The sequence below is a fragment of the Streptomyces mutabilis genome, from assembly GCF_014649815.1.
Classification (GTDB): Bacteria; Actinomycetota; Actinomycetes; order Streptomycetales; family Streptomycetaceae; genus Streptomyces; species Streptomyces mutabilis.
In genome coordinates this window covers 197,554-216,459 of the sequence record NZ_BMTT01000007.1, presented here as the reverse complement: position 1 = coordinate 216,459, position 18,906 = coordinate 197,554, and the positions used below count along the sequence as shown (strand labels likewise).

Genomic DNA, 18,906 nt, shown 5'->3' with positions numbered 1-18,906 from the left:
TTCGACCAACGATTCACCGGGACTTCGGGCACCGCCGCGCCGTCCTGGCGGGAGGTGGCGTGCGTCAGCCGCGCACCTGTCCGAGCCACGTCAGGGTGCGCCGGATCTCCGCCGCGAGTGGATGGCCGGGGCCGTGCAGGCGCTCCACGTCGTGCAGCAGCCGGGCCAGCGTCTCGTGGGCCGCCGCGCGGTCGCCGAGGGCGAGGAGCAGGTGGCCGATGCGGCGACGGACGTCGTGGGCGAGGTCGGGGTCGGGGTCGACGTACTGGTTCTCGTAGTACGGCAGCAGCGCGCGGTACTCGGCGAGGGCGGCGGCCGGTTCGCCGAGCTGCTCCAGGCACTGGGCGGCGTCGTAGCGGTGGCGCAGGGACTGGGGATCGGCCCGGCCGGCCTCGGCGGCGCGTTCGTCGGCGAGGCGGCGCAGTTCGGGCAGGGCGCGCCGGTACTGGCCGTCGTCCATGAGGGTGGCCGCGTACTGCTTGCGCAGGGTGCGCACGACCGGGGAACGCTCGCCGTGCTGTTCGGCGGCCGCGGGCAGGATGGCGCCGAGGATGTCGACGGCCTGGGTGATACGGCCCTCGCCGAGGAGGCGCTTGACGTCGTCGACGGCGCGGGCGACGTCGGGCTTCTCGGCCTCTGCGGCGGGCGGCACGGGTGCGGGCTGGGGCGCGGGGGTGCGGGCGCGGTCGGGCCAGGGGGCGTGCGGGCGTACGAAGGGGCGGGTGGGGTCGAGGGGGCCGCCGGTGGGCATGCCGCGCGCGGGGAGCAGGAGTGCCAGGTGCTCGTAGACCTCCTGGGCGGAGGCGGGGCGGTGCTGCGGGTCCTTGGCGAGCAGGCGCAGGACCAGGTTCTCGAGTGCCTCGGGGACCTCTGGGCGGATGCGGCGTACGGGCAGCGGCGGTTCGTACAGGTGACGGTGGAGCACACCGAGGGCCGTCGAACCCGCGAACGGGACGTCACCGCTGAGCAGTTCGTGCAGGAGTACGCCGAGTGCGTACAGGTCGGTGTACGGGCCGACCGCGCCGCCCATGGCCTGCTCGGGCGCCATGTAGGCGGGCGAGCCGATGGGGGTGCCGGTGTGGGTGAGGCGGGTGGTGTCGGCGTCCATGACGGAGGCGACGCCGAGGTCGAGGACGGTGACGGTGCCGTCCTGCTTCACCATCACGTTGCGCGGCTTGAGGTCGCGGTGGACGATCGGCACGGCGTGCACGGCGCTCAGTACGGCGCACAGCTGCGCGGCCACGGCGACCGCCCACTGCCAGGGGTAGGGGTCGTTCTCGGCGAGGTGGTCGGAGAGGTCGGCGCCGTCGACGTACTGCATGACGAGGAACAGCTCCTCGCCCTCGCTGCCCGCGTCGTGCACGGTGACCAGGCCGGGGTGATCGACCTGTGCGGTCACCCGGCACTCGCGCACGAAGCGGCGGCGCAGTTCGTCGGCCTCCTGGCCGGCCACCTTGTCGGGGCGCAGCAGCTTCACCGCCACGCGCCGGTCGAGGCGCCCGTCGTAGGCCGTCCAGACCTGTCCCATGCCGCCCTGCCCGATGAGCGTGGCCAGTTCGTACCGGCCGGCGACGACGCGCCCCGTCGCCACGGTCACCTTCCGCCCTCAGGGGTGCCGCTGCCGCTGCTGCCGCCGTGCCGGCGCAGGTAGTCGCTGAGCTCGTCGAGTTCGGCGCGGACCTGGTCGATGCGGGCGGGGGCGGGATGCTGCGGGGGCGGCGGAACGGGAGTCTGCGGGAGGGGAGCCTGCGGGGTCTGCGGCATTTGCGGGGACTGCGGGGTCTGCGGCATCGGCGCTGTCTGAGGCTGGGGCGCCGGGGCCTGCGGGGGAACCGGGCCGTACGGGCGCGGGGGCTGCGCGGGCTGCGGGTAGGCGTACCCGGCCGCCGGGGGGTAGGGCGCCATGGAGGTCGGGTAGTACGGCCTCTGGTAGTGCCGGACGTCCGCGTACAGGAACCAGCCGGCGCAGACGCAGGCGTTGAGCAGCAGGATGATCATGCCGGTGGTGCCGGCCGGGGTGCTTAGGTCGTCCGTGTTGTCCTGGGCGAGGAAGCTGAAGCTGGTCACCAGGGCGGCGACCGTCGCCGCGAAGACCCACCACTCGCGCGCCCTGCGGGTCACGATGGCCGCCCACAGGGTGGAGACCCACGCGAGGAATCCGATGCTGAGCAGCGGCAGGGCCACGAAGACGACGCGCAGCACGACCAGCACCGCGGTCGAGGGCCGACTTGGTGACGGTGGAGGCGGCCAATAACCCTGGCCGTGCATGGCTGCTCCCGGATGCCTGTCGAGACGGGTCGGACGACCGCGAAGCCCGATACGAAGTCCGATTCGAAGTCCGAGCGTATAGGCCGACACGGACAACGGGTCACGGGTTGTACCGAACCGTTGTCGTACCGATCGCTCGGCGACGCGCGGTCCCTCAGTCCGGAGCCACGGAGCCGTCCGTGAGCCCGTCGTACATGCCCCGTACGAGCTGTTCGCCGAGGCGGCCCGCGAGCCTGAGCGCGCGCTCGAACTCGTCGAGGGCGCGGAACCGGTCGCCGTAGCGGTGCTGGGCGTCGAGCGGGAGCCGGGGCAGTTGGAGGCGGCGGACGTCGAGGCGGGTGGCGGTGGAGGCGTAGCTGCTGGCCTGGCGGTTGTTGGCGGTGCCGCGCAGGAACCCGGCGAGGAACCAGGGGTCGAGCGCGGCGGGGTCGGGGCGCAGGAGGGCGAGGTTGCGCCCCAGGGCGGCGCCGGCGGTGGCGTCGTCGATGACGCGGGCCACCGAGCCGCCGCCGAGGACCGGGACGACGACGTCACCGGGTTCGGTGAGCACGGGCTCCTCGTCGCTCTCGGGGAGGGTGCCCGAGGGGGTGGTGCCGGCGAGCACGTCGTGGTCGGTGAGTACCGGCACGCGCGCGCGGCCGCCGTTCCCGCCGGAGCGCAGCAGCAGGGCGCCGCCGCGGGCGAGTTCACCGACGGTGGTGAGCGGCCAGCGGGGCGCGGTCTGCGCGGAGTCGGCCGCCGCGGGGGTGAGGTCGACGGTCAGGCGCAGCGTCTCGCCGAGGCGTTCGCGTACGTCCGTGAGCCGTCCGGGGCCGTCTGCGGCGGGGGGCGGCAGGTGGCGGGCGGGGGCCAGGTCGACGTCGTCGTCGAGGAGTTCGATGACGGGCAGGGAGCGGGCCAGGCCGGGCCGTTCGTCGAGGTGGCCGGCCCGGTCGAAGTCCCGCCAGGCGCCGAGTACGGCCTCCCGCACGGCCCGCCAGTCCGGCCCGCCGCGCCCCTCGCCGGTGAACTGCCCCGCGTCGGCGAGCAGTACCTCGGGCTGTGCGGGCGCCTTGCCGGGGCGGCGCAGTACCCACAGGTGGAGCGGGATGCTGTACGGCGGTGCGGCGCCGGCCGGCAGCGCGATCACGGCCCGCAGGGCTCCTCGGCGCAGCAGGTCGGCGCGGATGCGGCGGCCGGAGCGGCGGGAGGCGGCGGCGGGCGGCATGAGGAGGACGGCGGTGCCGTCGTCGCGCAGGCGGGCGAGGGCGTGCTGCACCCAGGCCAGCTCGGACTCGGTGCGGGCCGGAAACCCGTACTCCCAGCGTGCGTCGTAGGCGAGTTCGTCGTGCCCCCAGTTGCGTTCGTTGAACGGCGGATGGCACAGGACGGCGTCGGCGCGCAGGTCGGGGAAGGCGTCGGCGCGCAGGGTGTCGCCGGCGGCGGCCCGGACGGTGGCGCGGGTGTGCAGGGCGAGCCGGAGCGCGGTGAGGGCGGCGAGGTCGGGGGCGCCGTCCTGGGCGTGGAGGCGCAGGCCGTCCTGCCCGGGGCGGGGGGCCGGACCGTCGGGCGCGCCGGCGCGCAGGAGGGCGCCGGTGCCACAGGCGGGGTCGAGGACGGTGCGGGCGGGGCCGGCCAGGTCGGCCATGAGGTCGGCCAGGTCGGCGGGGGTGAGCGTGTACTGGCGCGGATTGGCGTCGAGGTGGCGGCCGAGCAGGAACTCGAAGGCCTGCCGGGCGCCGAGTTCGGCGGCGAGTTCGGCGGTGCCGCGCAGGAGGGGGGCGGAGACGAGGGCGGCGGGGCCGGTGAGGTTCTGGAGGGCGGGCGTGTTGACGGCGGGTTCCGTGTGAACAGTGGAGGTCGCGCGGTCACCGGCGGGTGGGTTCACAGCGGCTGACGTACCGGTCGGTGTTCCGGCGCGGGGAGCCGCGTCCGTCCGCCCTCCCCGACTGCGGCGCCCCGGGCGCACCGTCCCGAAACGCGGGGTCAGCACCTGGTCCAGCGCTTCGGGGAGCATCGCGGCGAGCCGTTCGTCGGAGCCGGCGCTCACCTCCAGCCAGAGCGTGGGGCGGTCGTTGATGAGCAGCAGGGCGCAGCCGGCGTGGGTGAGTGCGGTGACCGGCCCCTCGGGGTGGCCGACGACCTGTTGCCAGACCCGCTCCCTCAGAGGCACCTCGGCGAGTTTGCTGTGGGTGCGCAGCCAGCCCTCCACTTCGGCGAGGGCGAAGGAGGGGCTGGTCTCGGTGCCGCCGACCGGCTTGGGGAAGTCAGCGTGGCGGCGGCGCCAGTTGCTCACGGCGGCCCGGCCGACGCCGGCGAGCCGCGCGATCCCGGCGGCGGTCACTTCAGTCGCGTTGTCCTGCACCGGCGCGGCTCCCCTCGTCACATGTGTGACGCCGAGCATACCGACGTACTCGCCGAACCCGATTCACGCCCGTGTACACACTGCCCGACGTGAACTTGGTTGACTCGGTTCACGGACTCTGGTCTTATTGACCCCGCCAACGAGCAACCGCCGATCGGCTGGCGGTTGCCGCACCGGGAGGGGAGACAGTCATGGGCATGAAGTCCAGGATCGCGCTGGGCGCCGTGGTGGGGATCGTCGTCATCGGCGCGGTGTCGGCGAACTCCGGCGACGGGGGCGGCGAGGACAAGAGCGACAACCGGACCTCCGCCGGTGCCGAGGAGAAACCCGGCGGCACGAAGGGCGACGGCGCGCCCGCCGCGAAGCCGGCCGAGGAGGAGGCCGCCGAGAAGGCGTCCCAGGCCGACCGGTTCAAGGCGTTCGTGGAGAAGAACGGAACGCCGTCGGAGAGGGAGGCCGTCGCCCACGTCACCAAGGTGCAGGGCGCCGAGGAGCAGAACGACATCCTCGACGCCGCCGACGTCTACACCGACTTCACCGGCGGCATCATGGGCGAGGGCACGGGCCCCGCCAAGCTCATCGCCTCCGCGTTCGCCGACTGGAAGCAGAGCGAGAACGGCCTCGTGACCGTCTACGATGCCGACGGCGAACTGCTCGGCAACGGCAACTTCTGAGCGTACGGCGGCTCCTTCACGTCATCGTCGGCGGCCGCCGCCGTCGACCACCGTTTCCGGCTCCGTCACGCAAGCGGCGCAATCGCTGCGGTCATCACTCCGTGCACGCACCACGAAACGCGCCACCGATCACCATTCATCACTCACCACTCACCACTCATCACTCACCATCCGCTGGAATTCCTGGGGGGACTCCGCCATGCGCCGGCCCGCGCGCCACACCACGTTCACCGCTCTCTTCCTCGCCGCCGTGGCCACCGCGAGCCTGACCGGATGCCAGTCCGGCCAGGACGACACCGGCGGGACCGACGCCGCGTCGACGGGTTCGGCACCCCCGTCGGCGGAACCGTTCGCCGGCCTGAGCGCCGCGGAGATCTCCGAGCGCGCCTTCGAGGCCACCACCGGAGCCCGCTCACTGCGCATGACGGGCGACGTCCCGGACGAGGAGAGCGGCGGCACCATACGGATCGACCTCGCCCTGGACCGGAAGGGCGAGTGCGCCGGCACGATGAGCATGGACGGCCAGGGCGAGGCCGAGCTCATCAAGACCGGCGACACCGTCTACCTGAAGTACGACGAGCGGTTCCTGAGGGCGCAGAGCGAGGGACAGCCGCAGGCGGACACGGAGGCCCTCGTGTCGCTGCTGGCCGGCCGGTGGACCAAGATGTCGGCGACCGGCCCGGACGCGAAGGACATGACGACCTTCTGCGACCTGGACACGATGCTGGACGGCGCCGACGACGACGGCGGCGGGGACGGTGAACCGACGGTGACCCGCGGCAAGGCCACCACCGTCGACGGCACACCGGCGATCACCCTGCGGGAGACGGACGGCCCGGACCGCAGCACGCTCTACATCGCCTCCGAGGGCGAGCCCTACCTGCTGCGCTACGAGGACGAGTCCGAGACCGGCGCGGGCGCCCTCACCTTCGGCGACTACGACGAGCCGGTGCCCGCCGACGCCCCCACCGGGGACGTCATCGACCTGGACGCGATGAACGGACTCGACGCCTGAGCACCGGTGCCGGCGCGCGACGAGCCGCCCGCCTGTGACGGCACGTGCGGCACCCGTCCTGAACGCCCTCGCCCCGGGCGGTCACAGCGGGTGCCGCATCCACACGTTGGGCTCGACGTACACCGCGTACCCGCCTTCCGGTTCGCAGCGCACCGGCACCAGGGCGCCCGGGACCTCGACGTCCCCGGCGGTGTCGAAGGGCAGGCCCGTCCAGTTCCGCCACTGGTCCAGCGAGCCGCCAGACGGTCATGGAGGCCGGGGCCACGGAGTCGACGGTGGCACCGGCCCGCGCGTGGACGCGCAGCCAGGGGTCGTGGGGCAGGCCGTCCGGGCGCAGGCGGCGGGCGTACTCCTCGATGGGGGCGTGGGGTTCGAGGTGCTTGGCGCTGGGGCGGACGGGGGCGACGACCTCGCGGAAGCCGAGGGCGCGGGCGTTGTCGCGCATCGCGGCGAGCATCCTGCCGGACAGCCCGAGCCCCTGGTCGTGCGGGGCGACGGTGACGGCGCTGACGGTGTCGGGGCGCACCCCGCGGCGCAGGTCGCTGAAGGCCCAGACGAGCACTTCGGCCCAACCCCGGGCGGGCAGCGTGCCGCGCCCCTCGGTGTGCAGGGCGAACGGCACGCTGTGCCCGTGGGCGACGACCTCGCCGTGCTCGTCCTCGGCGAACTGCCCGTACTGCGGCAGCTCGACGGCGATGCGCGGGCAGTGGGCGTTGGCCGAGAGGTCCTCGACGGCGAACGCGGGCCAGCTGTCGGCCATCTCCCGGACCCGGTCCAGCATCTCCGAACGCTTGTCCCGCCCCTCCACGGGCGTCGGCCCGCGGCCGGTAGCGGTCGCCTCGGCCTCGTCAGCCGCCGCACTGCTTCAGCATCATTGCCTTGTCGGGGGCCGTCACCGGCAGTTCGTACTTGACGGCGACCTGGGCGAAGCGGACCGCGTAGGCGCACCTGATCCGCTTGTCGGGCGGCAGCCAGGCCGCGGGTCCGGAGTCGCCCTTGGCCGAGTTGGCCCGCCCCTGGACGGGGAGCAGGTTGAGCACGTCGTTGGCGATCTGCTCGCGCTTGCTCTGCGGCCAGCGCGACGAACCCATCTGCCAGCTGTACGACAGTGGCACCACGTGGTCGATCTGGACCTCGGCGGCCTCCTGCTTGCGCCACTCGATGGTCGTCCCGGTGTACGGGTCGTCCAGCGTCATGGCGATGACGACGCAGTCCGAGCCCGCTCGGAAACGGAGATCCTGGCCATCACGACGCAGGAGATCGTTCCGGGTGTCGCACCCGTTCCTCGCGAGCGGCACGCCGTCGGCCGTGTCCATCCAGGCGTAGCCGAACTCGTCGCGGTCGTACCCCGTCCTGGGACCGCGCCCCTTGGTCTTCAGTCCCTCGATGAGCTCGCGGGCGCTCGCCTCGCCGGCGTCGCCCGTGACGGGGGCGAGGCCGGGTGCGGTGCCGTCCGGGTTGCGCAGCGGGCTGACGGCCCGGCCCGCGGCCGGTGCCGCGCCCCCGTCGCCCGGCGGTGCGGCTCCGTCGCCCTCCATGCCTTCGCATCCGGTGACCAAAGCCAGCGCGAGGGCCGCGCCCGCGGCCCAGCCGTTACGGATCCTGCCGTGCCGCCTCATGAGCACCCCTCCCCTTGCCGTCCGCAGGGACCACGGTAGCCAGGAAGAGGTTCAGACCATAGGGGGCCTCGGCGGGCATGCCGGACATTCCTGTCGTACGGTCGACAGTGAGTCACGTCCCGGAAGGAGCTCTGCATGGGCATCCTCGACAAGATGAAGAGCATGGCCGGCAAGGACAAGGACAGGTCCAGGAAGATGTCCGACACGGCCGAACGCCAGGTCAACCAGAGGACCGGCGGCAAGCACGAGAAGCAGGTCGACGCCGCGCAGAAGCGGGCCGAGGACAGGCTCGGCTTCGGGCGTGAGGGTGGAGGCAACCGGCCGGACCAGCAGTAGTCTCTCCCCAGCACACAGTGAAGCCGTCCACGGGACCTGTCCCCCGTGGACGGCTTCCTCGGTTTCCCGGCGGCCGCGCCCCGGCTCAGGACCCCAGGATCGAGGTCAGGAACTCCCCCACCCAGCCGAGCAGTTCGCGCCCGACCAGTGGCTTGCCGCCCACCTTCGCGGTCTTCGGACGCGGCACGAGGACCTGGTGGGTGCCCGACTTGATGACGGAACCGGGGTAGAGCCGCTTGAGCCGCAGCTCCTGGGACTCGCGCAACTCCACCGGCGCGAAGCGGATGTTGTTGCCCTGGAGCACGATCTCGCCGACGGCGCACGCCCGCGCGAGCATGCGCAGGCCCGCGACCAGGAGCAGGTTCTCCACCGGCTCCGGCAGCTTGCCGTACCGGTCGACGAGTTCCTCGCGTACGGCCTTGATGTCCTCCTCGCTGTTGGCGGACGCGATGGACCGGTACGCCTGGAGCCGCAGCCGCTCGCCGGGAGCGTAGTCGTGCGGGACGTGCGCGTCGACGGGCAGCTCGATCTTGACCTCGAGCGGCGGCTCCTCCTCCACGCCGCCCTCCAGGGAGGCCCGGTAGTCGGCGACCGCCTCGCCGACCATCCGCACGTACAGGTCGAAGCCGACGCCCGCGATGTGGCCGGACTGCTCGCCGCCCAGCAGGTTGCCCGCGCCGCGGATCTCCAGGTCCTTCATCGCCACGTACATGCCCGCGCCCATCTCGGTGTGCTGGGCGATGGTCGCCAGGCGCTCGTGCGCCGTCTCCGTCAGCGGCTTCTCCGGCGGGTAGAGGAAGTAGGCGTAGCCGCGCTCACGGCCACGGCCTACGCGGCCGCGCAGCTGGTGGAGCTGGCTGAGGCCGAAGTTGTCGCCGCGCTCGACGATGAGGGTGTTGGCGTTGGAGATGTCGATGCCGGACTCGACGATGGTCGTGGAGACCAGCACGTCGAACTTCTTCTCCCAGAAGTCGACGACGACCTGCTCCAGCGCCTGCTCCGACATCTGGCCGTGGGCGGTGGCGATCCGCGCCTCGGGGACGATCTCGCGGAGTTTGGCCGCCGCGCGGTCGATGGACTCGACACGGTTGTGGATGTAGAAGACCTGGCCCTCGCGCAGCAGCTCGCGGCGGATGGCGGCGCCGATCTGCTTGTGCTCGTAGGGGCCGACGAAGGTCAGCACCGGGTGGCGCTCCTCCGGCGGGGTGGTGATCGTCGACATCTCTCGGATGCCGGTGACCGCCATCTCCAGGGTGCGCGGGATCGGGGTGGCGGACATGGTCAGGACGTCGACGTTGGCGCGGAGCTTCTTCAGCTGCTCCTTGTGCTCGACGCCGAAGCGCTGCTCCTCGTCGACGATGACCAGGCCCAGGTCCTTGAACTTGGTCTCGGACGAGAACAGGCGGTGGGTGCCGATGACGATGTCCACCGAGCCCTCGCGCAGGCCCTCCAGGGTCGCCTTCGCCTCGGTGTCGCTCTGGAAGCGGGACAGCGCCTTCACGCTCACCGGGAACTGCGCGTACCGCTCGCTGAACGTACCGAAGTGCTGCTGCACCAGCAGGGTGGTCGGGACGAGAACGGCGACCTGCTTGCCGTCCTGGACCGCCTTGAAGGCGGCGCGGACCGCGATCTCCGTCTTGCCGTAGCCGACGTCGCCGCAGATCAGGCGGTCCATGGGGACCGTCTTCTCCATGTCCTCCTTGACCTCGGCGATGGTGGTCAGCTGGTCGGGCGTCTCCGCGTAGGGGAACGCGTCCTCCAGTTCGCGCTGCCAAGGGGTGTCCGCACCGAACGCGTGGCCGGGCGCCGCCATCCGCGCGCTGTAGAGCTTGATCAGGTCGGCGGCGATCTCCTTGACCGCCTTCTTCGCGCGGGCCTTGGTCTTCGTCCAGTCCGCGCCGCCCAGGCGGTGCAGGGTGGGGGCCTCGCCGCCGACGTACTTGGTGATCTGCTCCAGCTGGTCGGTGGGGATGTAGAGGCGGTCGCCGGGCTGGCCGCGCTTGGCGGGGGCGTACTCGACGACCAGGTACTCGCGGGTGGCGCCCTGCACGGTGCGCTGGACCATCTCGATGTAGCGGCCGACGCCGTGCTGCTCGTGGACGATGTAGTCGCCCGCCTCCAGGGTGAGCGGGTCGATGGTCTTGCGGCGCCGGGCCGGCATCCGGGCGCCCTCGCGGCCGGCGGCCTTCTGCCCGGTCAGGTCGGTCTCGGTGAGGACGGCGAGCTTGAGCGCCCGGTCGACGAAACCGTGGTCGATCGAGCCGCAGGAGACGTGGACGACGGAGGGGCTGAGCGTGTCCAGGTCGTTGTCGAGCCGGGCCGCGATGCCCTCGCCGCCGAGGACCTCGACGGTGCGGGCGGCCGGGCCGTGCCCCTCGGTGAGGTAGACCGCGCGCCAGCCGTCGGCGAGCCAGCCCTTGGTGTCCGCCAGCGCCTTCGCGGTGTCGCCGCGGTAGGTCTCGGGGGCGTGCATGCCGAGCTTGAGGGTGTCGGCCTCCTCCAGCGCGTCGTCGGCGGCGAAGGGGGAGACCGACCACCACATCATGTCCAGTTCACGGGCCCGGTCCCGGACGTCCGCGATGGACCACAGGGAGGCCGCGTCTACGTCGATCGGCGCCTCGCCGCCGCCGGCGGTGGCCGCCCAGGAGGCCTGGAGGAACTCCTGCGAGGTGGCGACCAGGTCGGCTGCGCGGGTGCGCACCCGCTCCGGGTCGCAGACCACGGCCATGGCGCCCTTGGGCAGCACGTCGAGGAGCAGTTCCATGTCGTCGACGAGAACGGGGGCCAGGGACTCCATGCCCTCCACCGCGATGCCCTCGGCGATCTTGCCGAGCAGCTCGCCCAGCTCCGGGTGGTCCTCGGCGAGGGCGGCGGCCCGCTCCCGCACGTCCGGCGTCAGCAGCAGCTCGCGGCAGGGCGGGGCCCACAGGCCGTGCTCGGCGACCTCCAGGGAACGCTGGTCGGCGACCTTGAAGTAGCGGATCTCCTCGACGTCGTCGCCCCAGAACTCGACGCGGAGGGGATGCTCCTCCGTCGGCGGGAAGACGTCCAGGATCCCGCCGCGTACGGCGAACTCGCCGCGCTTCTCCACCAGCTCCACGCGTGCGTACGCAGCGGCCGCGAGGGCTTCGACGACCTCGTTCAGGTCGGCGGTGGAGCCGGTGCGCAGGGCGACCGGCTCCAGGTCGCCGAGGCCCTTGACCTGCGGCTGGAGCACGGAGCGTACGGGCGCGACGACGACGGAGACCGGGCCGGTCTCGGGGTCGTCGGGGCGGGGGTGGGCCAGGCGGCGCAGGACGGCGAGGCGGCGGCCGACGGTGTCGCTGCGGGGGCTGAGCCGTTCGTGCGGGAGGGTCTCCCAGGAGGGGTACTCCACGACGCCCTCGGGGGGCAGCAGGGAGCGCAGGGCGGCGGCCAGGTCCTCCGCCTCGCGGCCCGTCGCGGTCACCGCCAGCACGGTGCGGCCGGTCTCCCGGGCCAGCGCGGCGACCGAGAAGGCTCGGGCGGCGGGCGGGCCGACCAGGTCGACGTGCATGCGGTTGCCGTCTGCGGCCGCCGTGATCGCTTCCGCGAGGGCGGTGTCCTTGACGACGGCGTCGAGCAGACCGTGCAGGCTCATGGAGGGGGCGCTTCCGTCCTGGGTGCTGGGGTGGACAACACGAGTAGCCCGGCGGGGTGAGGGCCGGGGGTGTCCAGCGTACGACGCTGCGCTCGCGTGCGCCGGGGGCTGTGGACGGCGCGGGGTGTGTGGTGGCGGGTGCCACGGTGGCCGTCCCCGGGGCCCCGCCCCCTGGGCCCCGGGGCCTGGGCCCACCCACTGCCCGACTCGGTGGGTGGAAAGGGTGAACGCCCGGGGTGACGGACGACTCGGCGGCGGGACGCGGCAGCAGCACGTGTCACCGTCACGAAAGGCCCGGCGCCGAGTCGATGTGGACTCGGCGCCGGGCCCTTTCCCCCGCAACCCCCGTGTGCGGTGGCTGTCGGGTCGGGTGCTACTCCGTCGCGATCGCGTTCAGGACGTTCATGCGGCCGGCCCGGAAGGCCGGGACCAGGGCCGCGAACAGCCCCACGAACGCCGAGCCGATGAAGACGCCGATGATCGTCGGCCAGGGGATGTCGAGGACGTTCAGTCCCTCCAGGGCGAGCAGCTTCTGTGCCGTGGTGCCCCAGCCCATGCCCAGCCCCAGGCCCAGCAGGGCACCGAAGAGGGCGATGACGACGGATTCCAGGCGGATCATCCGGCGCAGCTGGCGGCGGGAGAGGCCGATCGCCCGCATCAGGCCGATCTCGCGGGTCCGCTCGACCACCGACAGGGCCAGCGTGTTCACCACACCGAGGACCGCGACGATGATCGCCAGGGCGAGCAGACCGTAGACCATGTTCAGCAGCTGGCCGACCTGGTCCTTCAGCTCCTGCTTGTAGTCGGTCTGGTCGGCCACCTGGTACTGCGGGTAGGCGTCCAGGGACTTCTTCAGCGCCGCGTAGGCCTGGTCCGCCTGGCCCTCCTCGGCCTTGGCGAACATGATCGTGTTCGGCGGGACGTTCTCGGCCGGCAGGTACTTCCGCATCGTCTCGATGCTGATGTACCGCGCGCCCTGGTCGATGGCGACGTCGTCGCTCGTGATCGCGGCGACCTTCAGCTTCGCGGTCTCGCCGCCCTCGAAGGCGACGGAGATCGTGTCGCCGACGTGCACGCCGTGCTTCTTCGCGTAGTGCGAGCCGACCGACATGGCGTCGGTGCCGTAGGCGGCGGAGAGCTCGCCCTCCGTCGTCGCGCGGCGCACGTCCTCGGCGTAGGTCGGGTCGGCGGCCGTGACCCCGTCGTCGTCGGTCTTGCCGTCGGGCGAGGTCAGCGTGGCGTCGAGCATCTTGTAGCTGGTGACGTGCTCCAGGCCGGGCGTGTCCTGCATCGCCTCCTCGGCCTGCGGCACGATCCGCTGGTTGCCCTGGACGATGAAGTCCGCGCCGACCGTCTTGTCCAGCTCGCTCGTGGCCGAGGCGACCATGGAGGAACCGACGACGGACAGGCAGGCCACCAGCGCGAGGCCGATCATCAGGGCGGCACCCGTGGCGCCGGTGCGGCGCGGGTTGCGCAGGGCGTTGCGCTCGGCCAGGCGTCCCACCGGGCCGAAGGCCCGCAGCAGCACCGCGCTGATCACCCGTACCACGAAGCCTGCGAGCAGCGGGCCGATGACGACGAAGCCGATGAGGGTCAGCACGATGCCCGCGCCGAGCATCATCGAGCCCTCGCTCGCCTTGTCGGCGGCGGCGGCCGTGAACAGGGCCGCGGCGCCGGCGCCGGTGAGGACCAGGCCGATCAGGCCGCGTATCCAGCCGGCCTTGCCGTCGGCCGGCGTACCGGCGTCGCGCAGGGCGGCCATCGGGGAGATCTTGCCGGCGCGACGGGCCGGGAGGTAGGCGGCCAGGACGGTGACCACGATGCCGAGGACCAGACCGACCACGGGGGTCGTCGTCTTGATGGTCAGGTCGTCGGTGGACAGGTTCATGCCCGCCGCCGACATCAGCTTCATCAGGCCGACGGCGATTCCGACACCGGCCGCGACGCCGAGGACGGAACCGACGATGCCGAGGAGCAGCGCCTCGACCAGCACCGAGCGGTTGACCTGCCGGCGGGAGGAGCCGATGGCCCGCATCAGGCCGATCTCGCGGGTGCGCTGGGCGACCAGCATGGAGAAGGTGTTGATGATCAGGAAGATGCCGACCAGGAACGCGATCCCGGCGAAGCCGAGCATGGCGTACTTGATGACGTTCATGAACTCGCCGACGTCCGCGCGGCCTTCGTCGGACGCCTCCTTGGCCGTCTGGACCTTGAAGGGGCCGCCGTCCAGGGCCTCGGAGACGTATCGCTTGAGCTGCGCGTCGGTGACGCCGGACGCGGCGGTGACGTTGAACTGGCTGAAGCGGTCCTCGCCGCCGAGCAGTTGGCGCTGGGCGGTGGGGGTGTCGAAGTAGACGACCGCGGCACCGGGGTTGGTGACGGTGAAGGAGGCGATGCCGACGATCTTCGCCTTGAAGTCGCCGGTCTGCGCGATGGTGCGCAGCTCGTCGCCGATCTTCAGGTCGTGCTTGTCGGCGGTGTCGGAGTCGACCATCGTCTCGGTCGGGCCGCGCGGCGCGTGCCCCGAGGTGATCTCCATGGACCGCAGGTCGTTATCGGTCCAGTTCCCGGCGAGGGTCGGGGCGCCGTTGGTGGCTCCCACGTTGTCGTTGTCGGCGTCGACGACCGTCACGTTCATCGAGACGACCGCGCCCTCGACCGATGCCACGCCGTCGGCCGAGCGGATCTGCTCCAGCGTGGACGCCGGCAGCGACTCGGGCACCCCGTTCTGGGGCGTGTCCTCGGCCTCGGCGTCCTTGGGGGCGACCGTCACGTCCGACGAGGTGACCGCGAAGAGCTTGTCGAAGGTGGTGTTCATGGTGTCCGTGAACACCAAGGTCCCGCACACGAACGCGACCGACAGCAGCACCGCCACCGCCGAGAGCGCCATTCGGCCCTTGTGCGCGAGGAAGTTGCGCATCGAGGTCTTGACGACGGTCATGACGTGCGCCCCCGGGCGTCGAAGTCCTTCATGCGGTCGAGGACGGCTTCCGCGGTCGGCCTGTGCATCTCGTCGACGATCCGGCCGTCGGCGAGGTACAGCACCCGGTCCGCGTAGCCGGCGGCCACCGGGTCGTGGGTGACCATCACGATGGTCTGGCCCAGCTCGTCCACCGACCGGCGCAGGAAGCCCAGGACCTCGGCGCCGGCGCGCGAGTCGAGGTTTCCGGTCGGCTCGTCACCGAAGATGATCTCGGGCCGGGCGGCCAGCGCCCGCGCCACGGCGACACGCTGCTGCTGACCACCGGAGAGCTGGGTCGGCCGGTGCTTGAGCCGCCCGGCGAGCCCGACGGTCTCCACCACGCGGTCCAGCCAGGCCCGGTCGTACTTGCGCCCGGCGATGTCCATGGGCAGCGTGATGTTCTCGATCGCGTTCAGCGTCGGGAGCAGGTTGAACGCCTGGAAGATGAACCCGATCCGGTCCCGGCGCAGTTGTGTGAGCTTCTTGTCCTTCAGGCCGGTTATCTCGGTCTCGTCGAGGTAGATCTGCCCGCCCGTGACGGTGTCCAGGCCCGCCAGGCAGTGCATCAGCGTGGACTTGCCGGAGCCCGAAGGCCCCATGATCGCGGTGAACTGGCCCCGGGCGATGTCCACGTCCACGTGGTCCAGGGCGACCACCCGGGTCTCCCCCGCCCCGTACGCCTTCACGACCTGCCGCGCCCGCGCGGCAACGGCCGTACGCCCTCCAGTGCTCCCGTGTGCGGGAATACTTACGGCCGATGTCATGTCAATTCTCCTATGTCGGTCATCACCTGAGCCGCCGGTGCCGGCGGTGAACGCTGAGTGGTACCGCTTGGCCGTGCAACTGGTCCGCAGTCGGTCCGCGACCGGCCCGCAGTCGCTCCGCGACTGGTCGTGCGCTGGAACGTGTCGCTGCTACCGAGAAGTCTGGCCGGAAGCAGGTGCCGAGCGCGCTGAGGTACAGCGCACTCTTCTGCTGGGGAAAACCCCACCCCCACGGGTCCGGTTCGCCGCCCCCCAGCGGCGTGAAGCCAGGTTAAGGACATCGCCGGGCCCCTCTCGTCCTCCGTCGGTACGAACCCACCCCGACCCGTAGTACGGAGGTACCCCTAGGGGCAGTCCACCCATGGGTGGAGCCGACCTCAGGGTGGCCCTCCGCCCCGTGACGCACCGAGCGTCCACCCTCCCGCGGCGTCAGGGTCAAGTGGGAAGCTGATCCCGGCGGATGGATGCAGAGGGAACACAAAAAGAGGGGGCACCCGGGTGGACGGCGTGGAGGGCGTGGACGGCACCAGGCCCGCGGTGGGCGAACCCGCACCCGGCGCGGGCCCGGACCGGCGTGGTGCCGTCGTCGCCGCCCTGATGCTCGCGATGGCACTGGCGGCGCTGGACGCCACCATCGTCTCCACCGCCGTCCCGCAGATCGTCGGCGACCTCGGCGGGTTCTCCCTCTTCTCCTGGCTCTTCTCCGGCTACCTGCTGGCCGTCACCGTCACGCTGCCCGTGTACGGCAAGCTCTCCGACACCTTCGGCCGCAAGCCGGTCCTGGTGGTGGGCGCCGCGCTGTTCCTCCTCGGTTCGCTGCTGTGCGCACTGGCCTGGAACATGGCCGCGCTCATCGCCTTCCGCGTCCTCCAGGGCCTGGGCGGCGGCGCCCTGCAGGGCACGGTGCAGACCCTCGCCGCCGACCTTTACCCGCTCGAGGAACGGCCCAGGATCCAGGCCCGGCTCTCCACGGTGTGGGCGGTGTCCGCCGTCGCGGGCCCCGGTCTGGGGGGCGTGCTGGCCTCGTACGCCGACTGGCGCTGGATCTTCCTCATCAACCTGCCGGTCGGCGCGCTCGCCCTGTGGCTGATCGTCCGTCACCTGCATGAGCCGCCGCGGAAGGCGAGCGGCACGCGCGCGCGTGTCGACTGGGCGGGCGCGGTGGCCGTGTTCGCCTGTGGCGGCGTGCTGCTCACCGCCCTGGTGCAGGGCGGGGTGGCCTGGCCGTGGCTGTCGGCGCCCTCGCTCGCCCTGTTCGCCGCCGGCCTCGTCCTGCTGGCGGCCGTGGTGGTGATCGAGCGCCGCGCGGTGGAGCCGATCATCCCCGGCTGGGTGTGGCGCCGCCGCACGATCGCCGCGGTGAACCTCGCCCTCGGCGCCCTGGGCGTACTCATGGTGGCGCCGACCGTCTTCCTGCCCACCTACGCCCAGTCGGTGCTGGGCCTGGCGCCCGTGGCCGCCGGTTTCGTGCTCTCGGTGTGGACGCTGAGTTGGCCGGTGTCGGCGGCCCTGAGTCAGCACGTGTACCGCAGGATCGGCTTCCGCAACACGGCGATGCTCGGCATCGGCGCCGCGTCCCTGCTCCTGTTCGCCTTCCCCTTCCTCCCCTACCCCGGCGAAGCCTGGCAGCCGACCCTGCTGATGCTGCTGCTCGGCGGCGCGCTGGGCCTGTTCCAGCTTCCGCTCATCGTCGGCGTCCAGTCCACGGTGGACTGGTCGGAGCGGGGCACGGCGACGGCGTCCGTGCTCTTCTGCCGTCAGACCGGGCAGACCGTCGGCGCGGCGGCCTTCGGCGCGATCGCCAACGGAGTGCTGGCCGCACGGCTCGGCGGCAGGGGCGGCCACGGCGCCGGGGGACTCGACTCCGTGACCCGGGCGCTGGATCCGAACACCGCCGGGGAGCCCGTACGGCGGGCGATCGCCGACGCCGTGCACGCCGTCTATCTGGGCGCGGCGGGGGCGGCGGCACTGGCGTTCCTGGTACTGCTGCTGGTGGCACCGCGCCGGTTCCCGGTACTCCGGGACTGAACTCGTGGGCCGCCGCGCCCGGCGAAGATCCTGGTCAACGCGGGTAACACCCCGGATGCGACACAGCAAGCGCGAACCCGACCGATCAGTCCGGCCAAGTGGAGAGCTGGATCCTGGCGGGGGCGGTACGCAGAGGCGAGTGACGACGATGCCGGCGGCGCGGCGTCACTCCACCGCCCGGCCCGTCAGCGAGCTGAGGTTGCTGCGCACGGACGCCACGTGGGCCTGGAGTTCGTCCCACCGCTCCCCGTGCTCGCGCAGCACCCGCTCCGTCTCGCGGGCGATCCGCTCCTGACGGCCCCGGGCCGCGGCGACCACCTCGGCCGCCCTGGCCCGGGCCTCCTCCTGCCACCGCACCGCCGCCTCCTCCGCCTCGGCCAGGGCTGCCTTCGCCTCGCACAGCTCCTGCTCGGCACGCGCCACCAGCTCGGCGTGGTGCGCGTCCACCGCCCGCGACGCCTCCTCCTCCGTACGCTCCTGAGCGGCCCACCGCTCGGCGTGCTCCCTGCTCTGCTCGGCGAGCATCCCGGCGGTCCTCCTGCGCATCTCGCGCAGCGCGGCCAGCGCCTCCCCGCGCCCGGCCCTCACCTCGCGCCGCGCCTCGATCCGCGCCTCGTCGGCCTCCGCCCGCGCCGCGAGCAGCCGCTGCCGGGCCCGCTCGTCGGCCTCCGCGCGTACGTCGTCGGCGTGCGCCTGCGCCGCCTCGCGCACACCGGCCGCGTACGCCCGCGCCTCCTCCAGCAGCCCGTCCGCCTCGGCCCGCGCCCGCGCCCGTACGGCCTCCGCCTCCTCCCCGCCGAGCCGGAACAGGGTCCGCGCACGCTGCCCGAGCGCCTCGTAGTCCTGCGGAGCGAGCCGCGCCACCACCTCCCGCAGCCGCGCCAGTTCCGCGCCCATCTCGCGGGCGAGCACGGTGAGCCGGGCGGCCCGTTCCCAGGCCGCGTCCCGCTCCTCGGAGAGGGCCGCGGCCAACTCCTCCACCTGTTCCGGACGGTAGCCGCGCTCGCGCCCGCGTACGGTCACGAAGCCGTGGGGGGACGCCGATGCGCTGGTCATGCTCATCACCCCTGTGGGGAACCTGCCGCAGTAAATGGACTTAACCGACTTTATGGATCAGACGTAAGCCCTCATAATGCGACACACCGCACCACCCGCCGCACCCAAAAGGGCGGGGCCCGGTCGCCTCATCGGCCGACCGGGCCCCGCCCGTCGCGTACCTCAGCCGCGCTGACGCCTCACAGCGACCCCATCACGGCCGCCGCCTGTCCACAGCCGAC

12 protein-coding genes and 1 pseudogene are annotated in these 18,906 nt (G+C 72.5%); 4 read left to right on the top strand and 9 right to left on the bottom strand.

Annotation, left to right across the window (positions count from 1 at the left end):
• Nucleotides 1-64: 64 nt before the first annotated feature.
• From pkaE to IE142_RS17485, 3 genes are all read right to left on the bottom strand, one after another.
• The gene (gene pkaE / locus IE142_RS17495) at nt 65-1,555 is read right to left on the bottom strand and encodes a serine/threonine protein kinase PkaE (protein WP_268252966.1); all 1,491 of its coding nucleotides are present in this window, start codon (nt 1,553-1,555) and stop codon (nt 65-67) included.
• 38 nt (nt 1,556-1,593) lie between these two features.
• Nucleotides 1,594-2,268 (bottom strand): hypothetical protein, encoded by a 675-nt coding sequence (locus IE142_RS17490; protein ID WP_191886626.1) that lies wholly within the window; start codon nt 2,266-2,268, stop codon nt 1,594-1,596.
• Between the two features lie 154 nt (nt 2,269-2,422).
• Entirely contained in the window at nt 2,423-4,612 is a 2,190-nt protein-coding gene (locus IE142_RS17485; protein WP_191886625.1) for an N-6 DNA methylase, read from the bottom strand.
• Between the two features lie 191 nt (nt 4,613-4,803).
• On the opposite strand from IE142_RS17485, the gene IE142_RS17480 reads away from it, so the two are divergent.
• Nucleotides 4,804-5,286 (top strand): hypothetical protein, encoded by a 483-nt coding sequence (locus tag IE142_RS17480; RefSeq protein WP_191886624.1) that lies wholly within the window; start codon nt 4,804-4,806, stop codon nt 5,284-5,286.
• 199 nt (nt 5,287-5,485) lie between these two features.
• Nucleotides 5,486-6,301: a hypothetical protein gene (locus tag IE142_RS17475; protein WP_191886623.1), complete on the top strand. Its 816-nt coding sequence runs from the start codon at nt 5,486-5,488 to the stop codon at nt 6,299-6,301.
• Nucleotides 6,302-6,382: 81 nt separating this feature from the next.
• Here IE142_RS17475 and IE142_RS17470 read toward each other — a convergent pair.
• Nucleotides 6,383-7,082: pseudogene (locus IE142_RS17470) on the bottom strand (N-acetyltransferase).
• A gap of 67 nt (nt 7,083-7,149) precedes the next feature.
• Nucleotides 7,150-7,920 carry an HNH endonuclease family protein gene (locus IE142_RS17465; RefSeq protein ID WP_191886622.1) on the bottom strand — a complete coding sequence of 257 codons (771 nt, stop codon included), beginning with the start codon at nt 7,918-7,920 and terminating at the stop codon, nt 7,150-7,152.
• A gap of 135 nt (nt 7,921-8,055) precedes the next feature.
• On the opposite strand from IE142_RS17465, the gene IE142_RS17460 reads away from it, so the two are divergent.
• Nucleotides 8,056-8,256: an antitoxin gene (locus IE142_RS17460; RefSeq protein ID WP_043372210.1), complete on the top strand. Its 201-nt coding sequence runs from the start codon at nt 8,056-8,058 to the stop codon at nt 8,254-8,256.
• 85 nt (nt 8,257-8,341) lie between these two features.
• Here IE142_RS17460 and mfd read toward each other — a convergent pair whose 3' ends face one another.
• From mfd to IE142_RS17445, 3 genes are all read right to left on the bottom strand, one after another.
• A complete protein-coding gene (mfd, locus tag IE142_RS17455) occupies nt 8,342-11,875 on the bottom strand; it encodes a transcription-repair coupling factor (RefSeq protein ID WP_191886621.1) in 3,534 nt (1,177 codons plus the stop codon).
• 373 nt (nt 11,876-12,248) lie between these two features.
• A complete protein-coding gene (locus IE142_RS17450) occupies nt 12,249-14,816 on the bottom strand; it encodes an ABC transporter permease (RefSeq protein WP_191886620.1) in 2,568 nt (855 codons plus the stop codon).
• On the bottom strand, nt 14,813-15,601 hold the full coding sequence (locus IE142_RS17445; protein WP_043372205.1) for an ABC transporter ATP-binding protein: 789 nt from the start codon (nt 15,599-15,601) through the stop codon (nt 14,813-14,815). The genes IE142_RS17450 and IE142_RS17445 overlap by 4 nt, the downstream gene beginning before the upstream one ends.
• Nucleotides 15,602-16,117: 516 nt before the next feature.
• Between IE142_RS17445 and IE142_RS17440 the strand changes: the two genes are divergently transcribed.
• The gene (locus IE142_RS17440) at nt 16,118-17,629 is read left to right on the top strand and encodes an MFS transporter (protein WP_191886709.1); all 1,512 of its coding nucleotides are present in this window, start codon (nt 16,118-16,120) and stop codon (nt 17,627-17,629) included.
• Nucleotides 17,630-17,794: 165 nt separating this feature from the next.
• Here IE142_RS17440 and IE142_RS17435 read toward each other — a convergent pair whose 3' ends face one another.
• Nucleotides 17,795-18,685, bottom strand: coding sequence for a cellulose-binding protein (locus IE142_RS17435; RefSeq protein ID WP_191886619.1), 891 nt, complete (start codon nt 18,683-18,685; stop codon nt 17,795-17,797).
• Nucleotides 18,686-18,906: the final 221 nt, after the last annotated feature.

Bases quoted from the DNA above. Each gene is read 5' to 3' on its own strand.
- IE142_RS17435 (WP_191886619.1), bottom strand. From the start codon at position 18,685: ATGACCAGCGCATCGGCGTCCCCCCACGGCTTCGTGACCGTACGCGGG.
- IE142_RS17475 (WP_191886623.1), top strand. From the start codon at position 5,486: ATGCGCCGGCCCGCGCGCCACACCACGTTCACCGCTCTCTTCCTCGCC.
- mfd (WP_191886621.1), bottom strand. From the start codon at position 11,875: ATGAGCCTGCACGGTCTGCTCGACGCCGTCGTCAAGGACACCGCCCTC.
- IE142_RS17490 (WP_191886626.1), bottom strand. From the start codon at position 2,268: ATGCACGGCCAGGGTTATTGGCCGCCTCCACCGTCACCAAGTCGGCCC.
- IE142_RS17480 (WP_191886624.1), top strand. From the start codon at position 4,804: ATGGGCATGAAGTCCAGGATCGCGCTGGGCGCCGTGGTGGGGATCGTC.
- IE142_RS17460 (WP_043372210.1), top strand. From the start codon at position 8,056: ATGGGCATCCTCGACAAGATGAAGAGCATGGCCGGCAAGGACAAGGAC.
- IE142_RS17445 (WP_043372205.1), bottom strand. From the start codon at position 15,601: ATGACATCGGCCGTAAGTATTCCCGCACACGGGAGCACTGGAGGGCGT.
- IE142_RS17465 (WP_191886622.1), bottom strand. From the start codon at position 7,920: ATGAGGCGGCACGGCAGGATCCGTAACGGCTGGGCCGCGGGCGCGGCC.
- IE142_RS17450 (WP_191886620.1), bottom strand. From the start codon at position 14,816: ATGACCGTCGTCAAGACCTCGATGCGCAACTTCCTCGCGCACAAGGGC.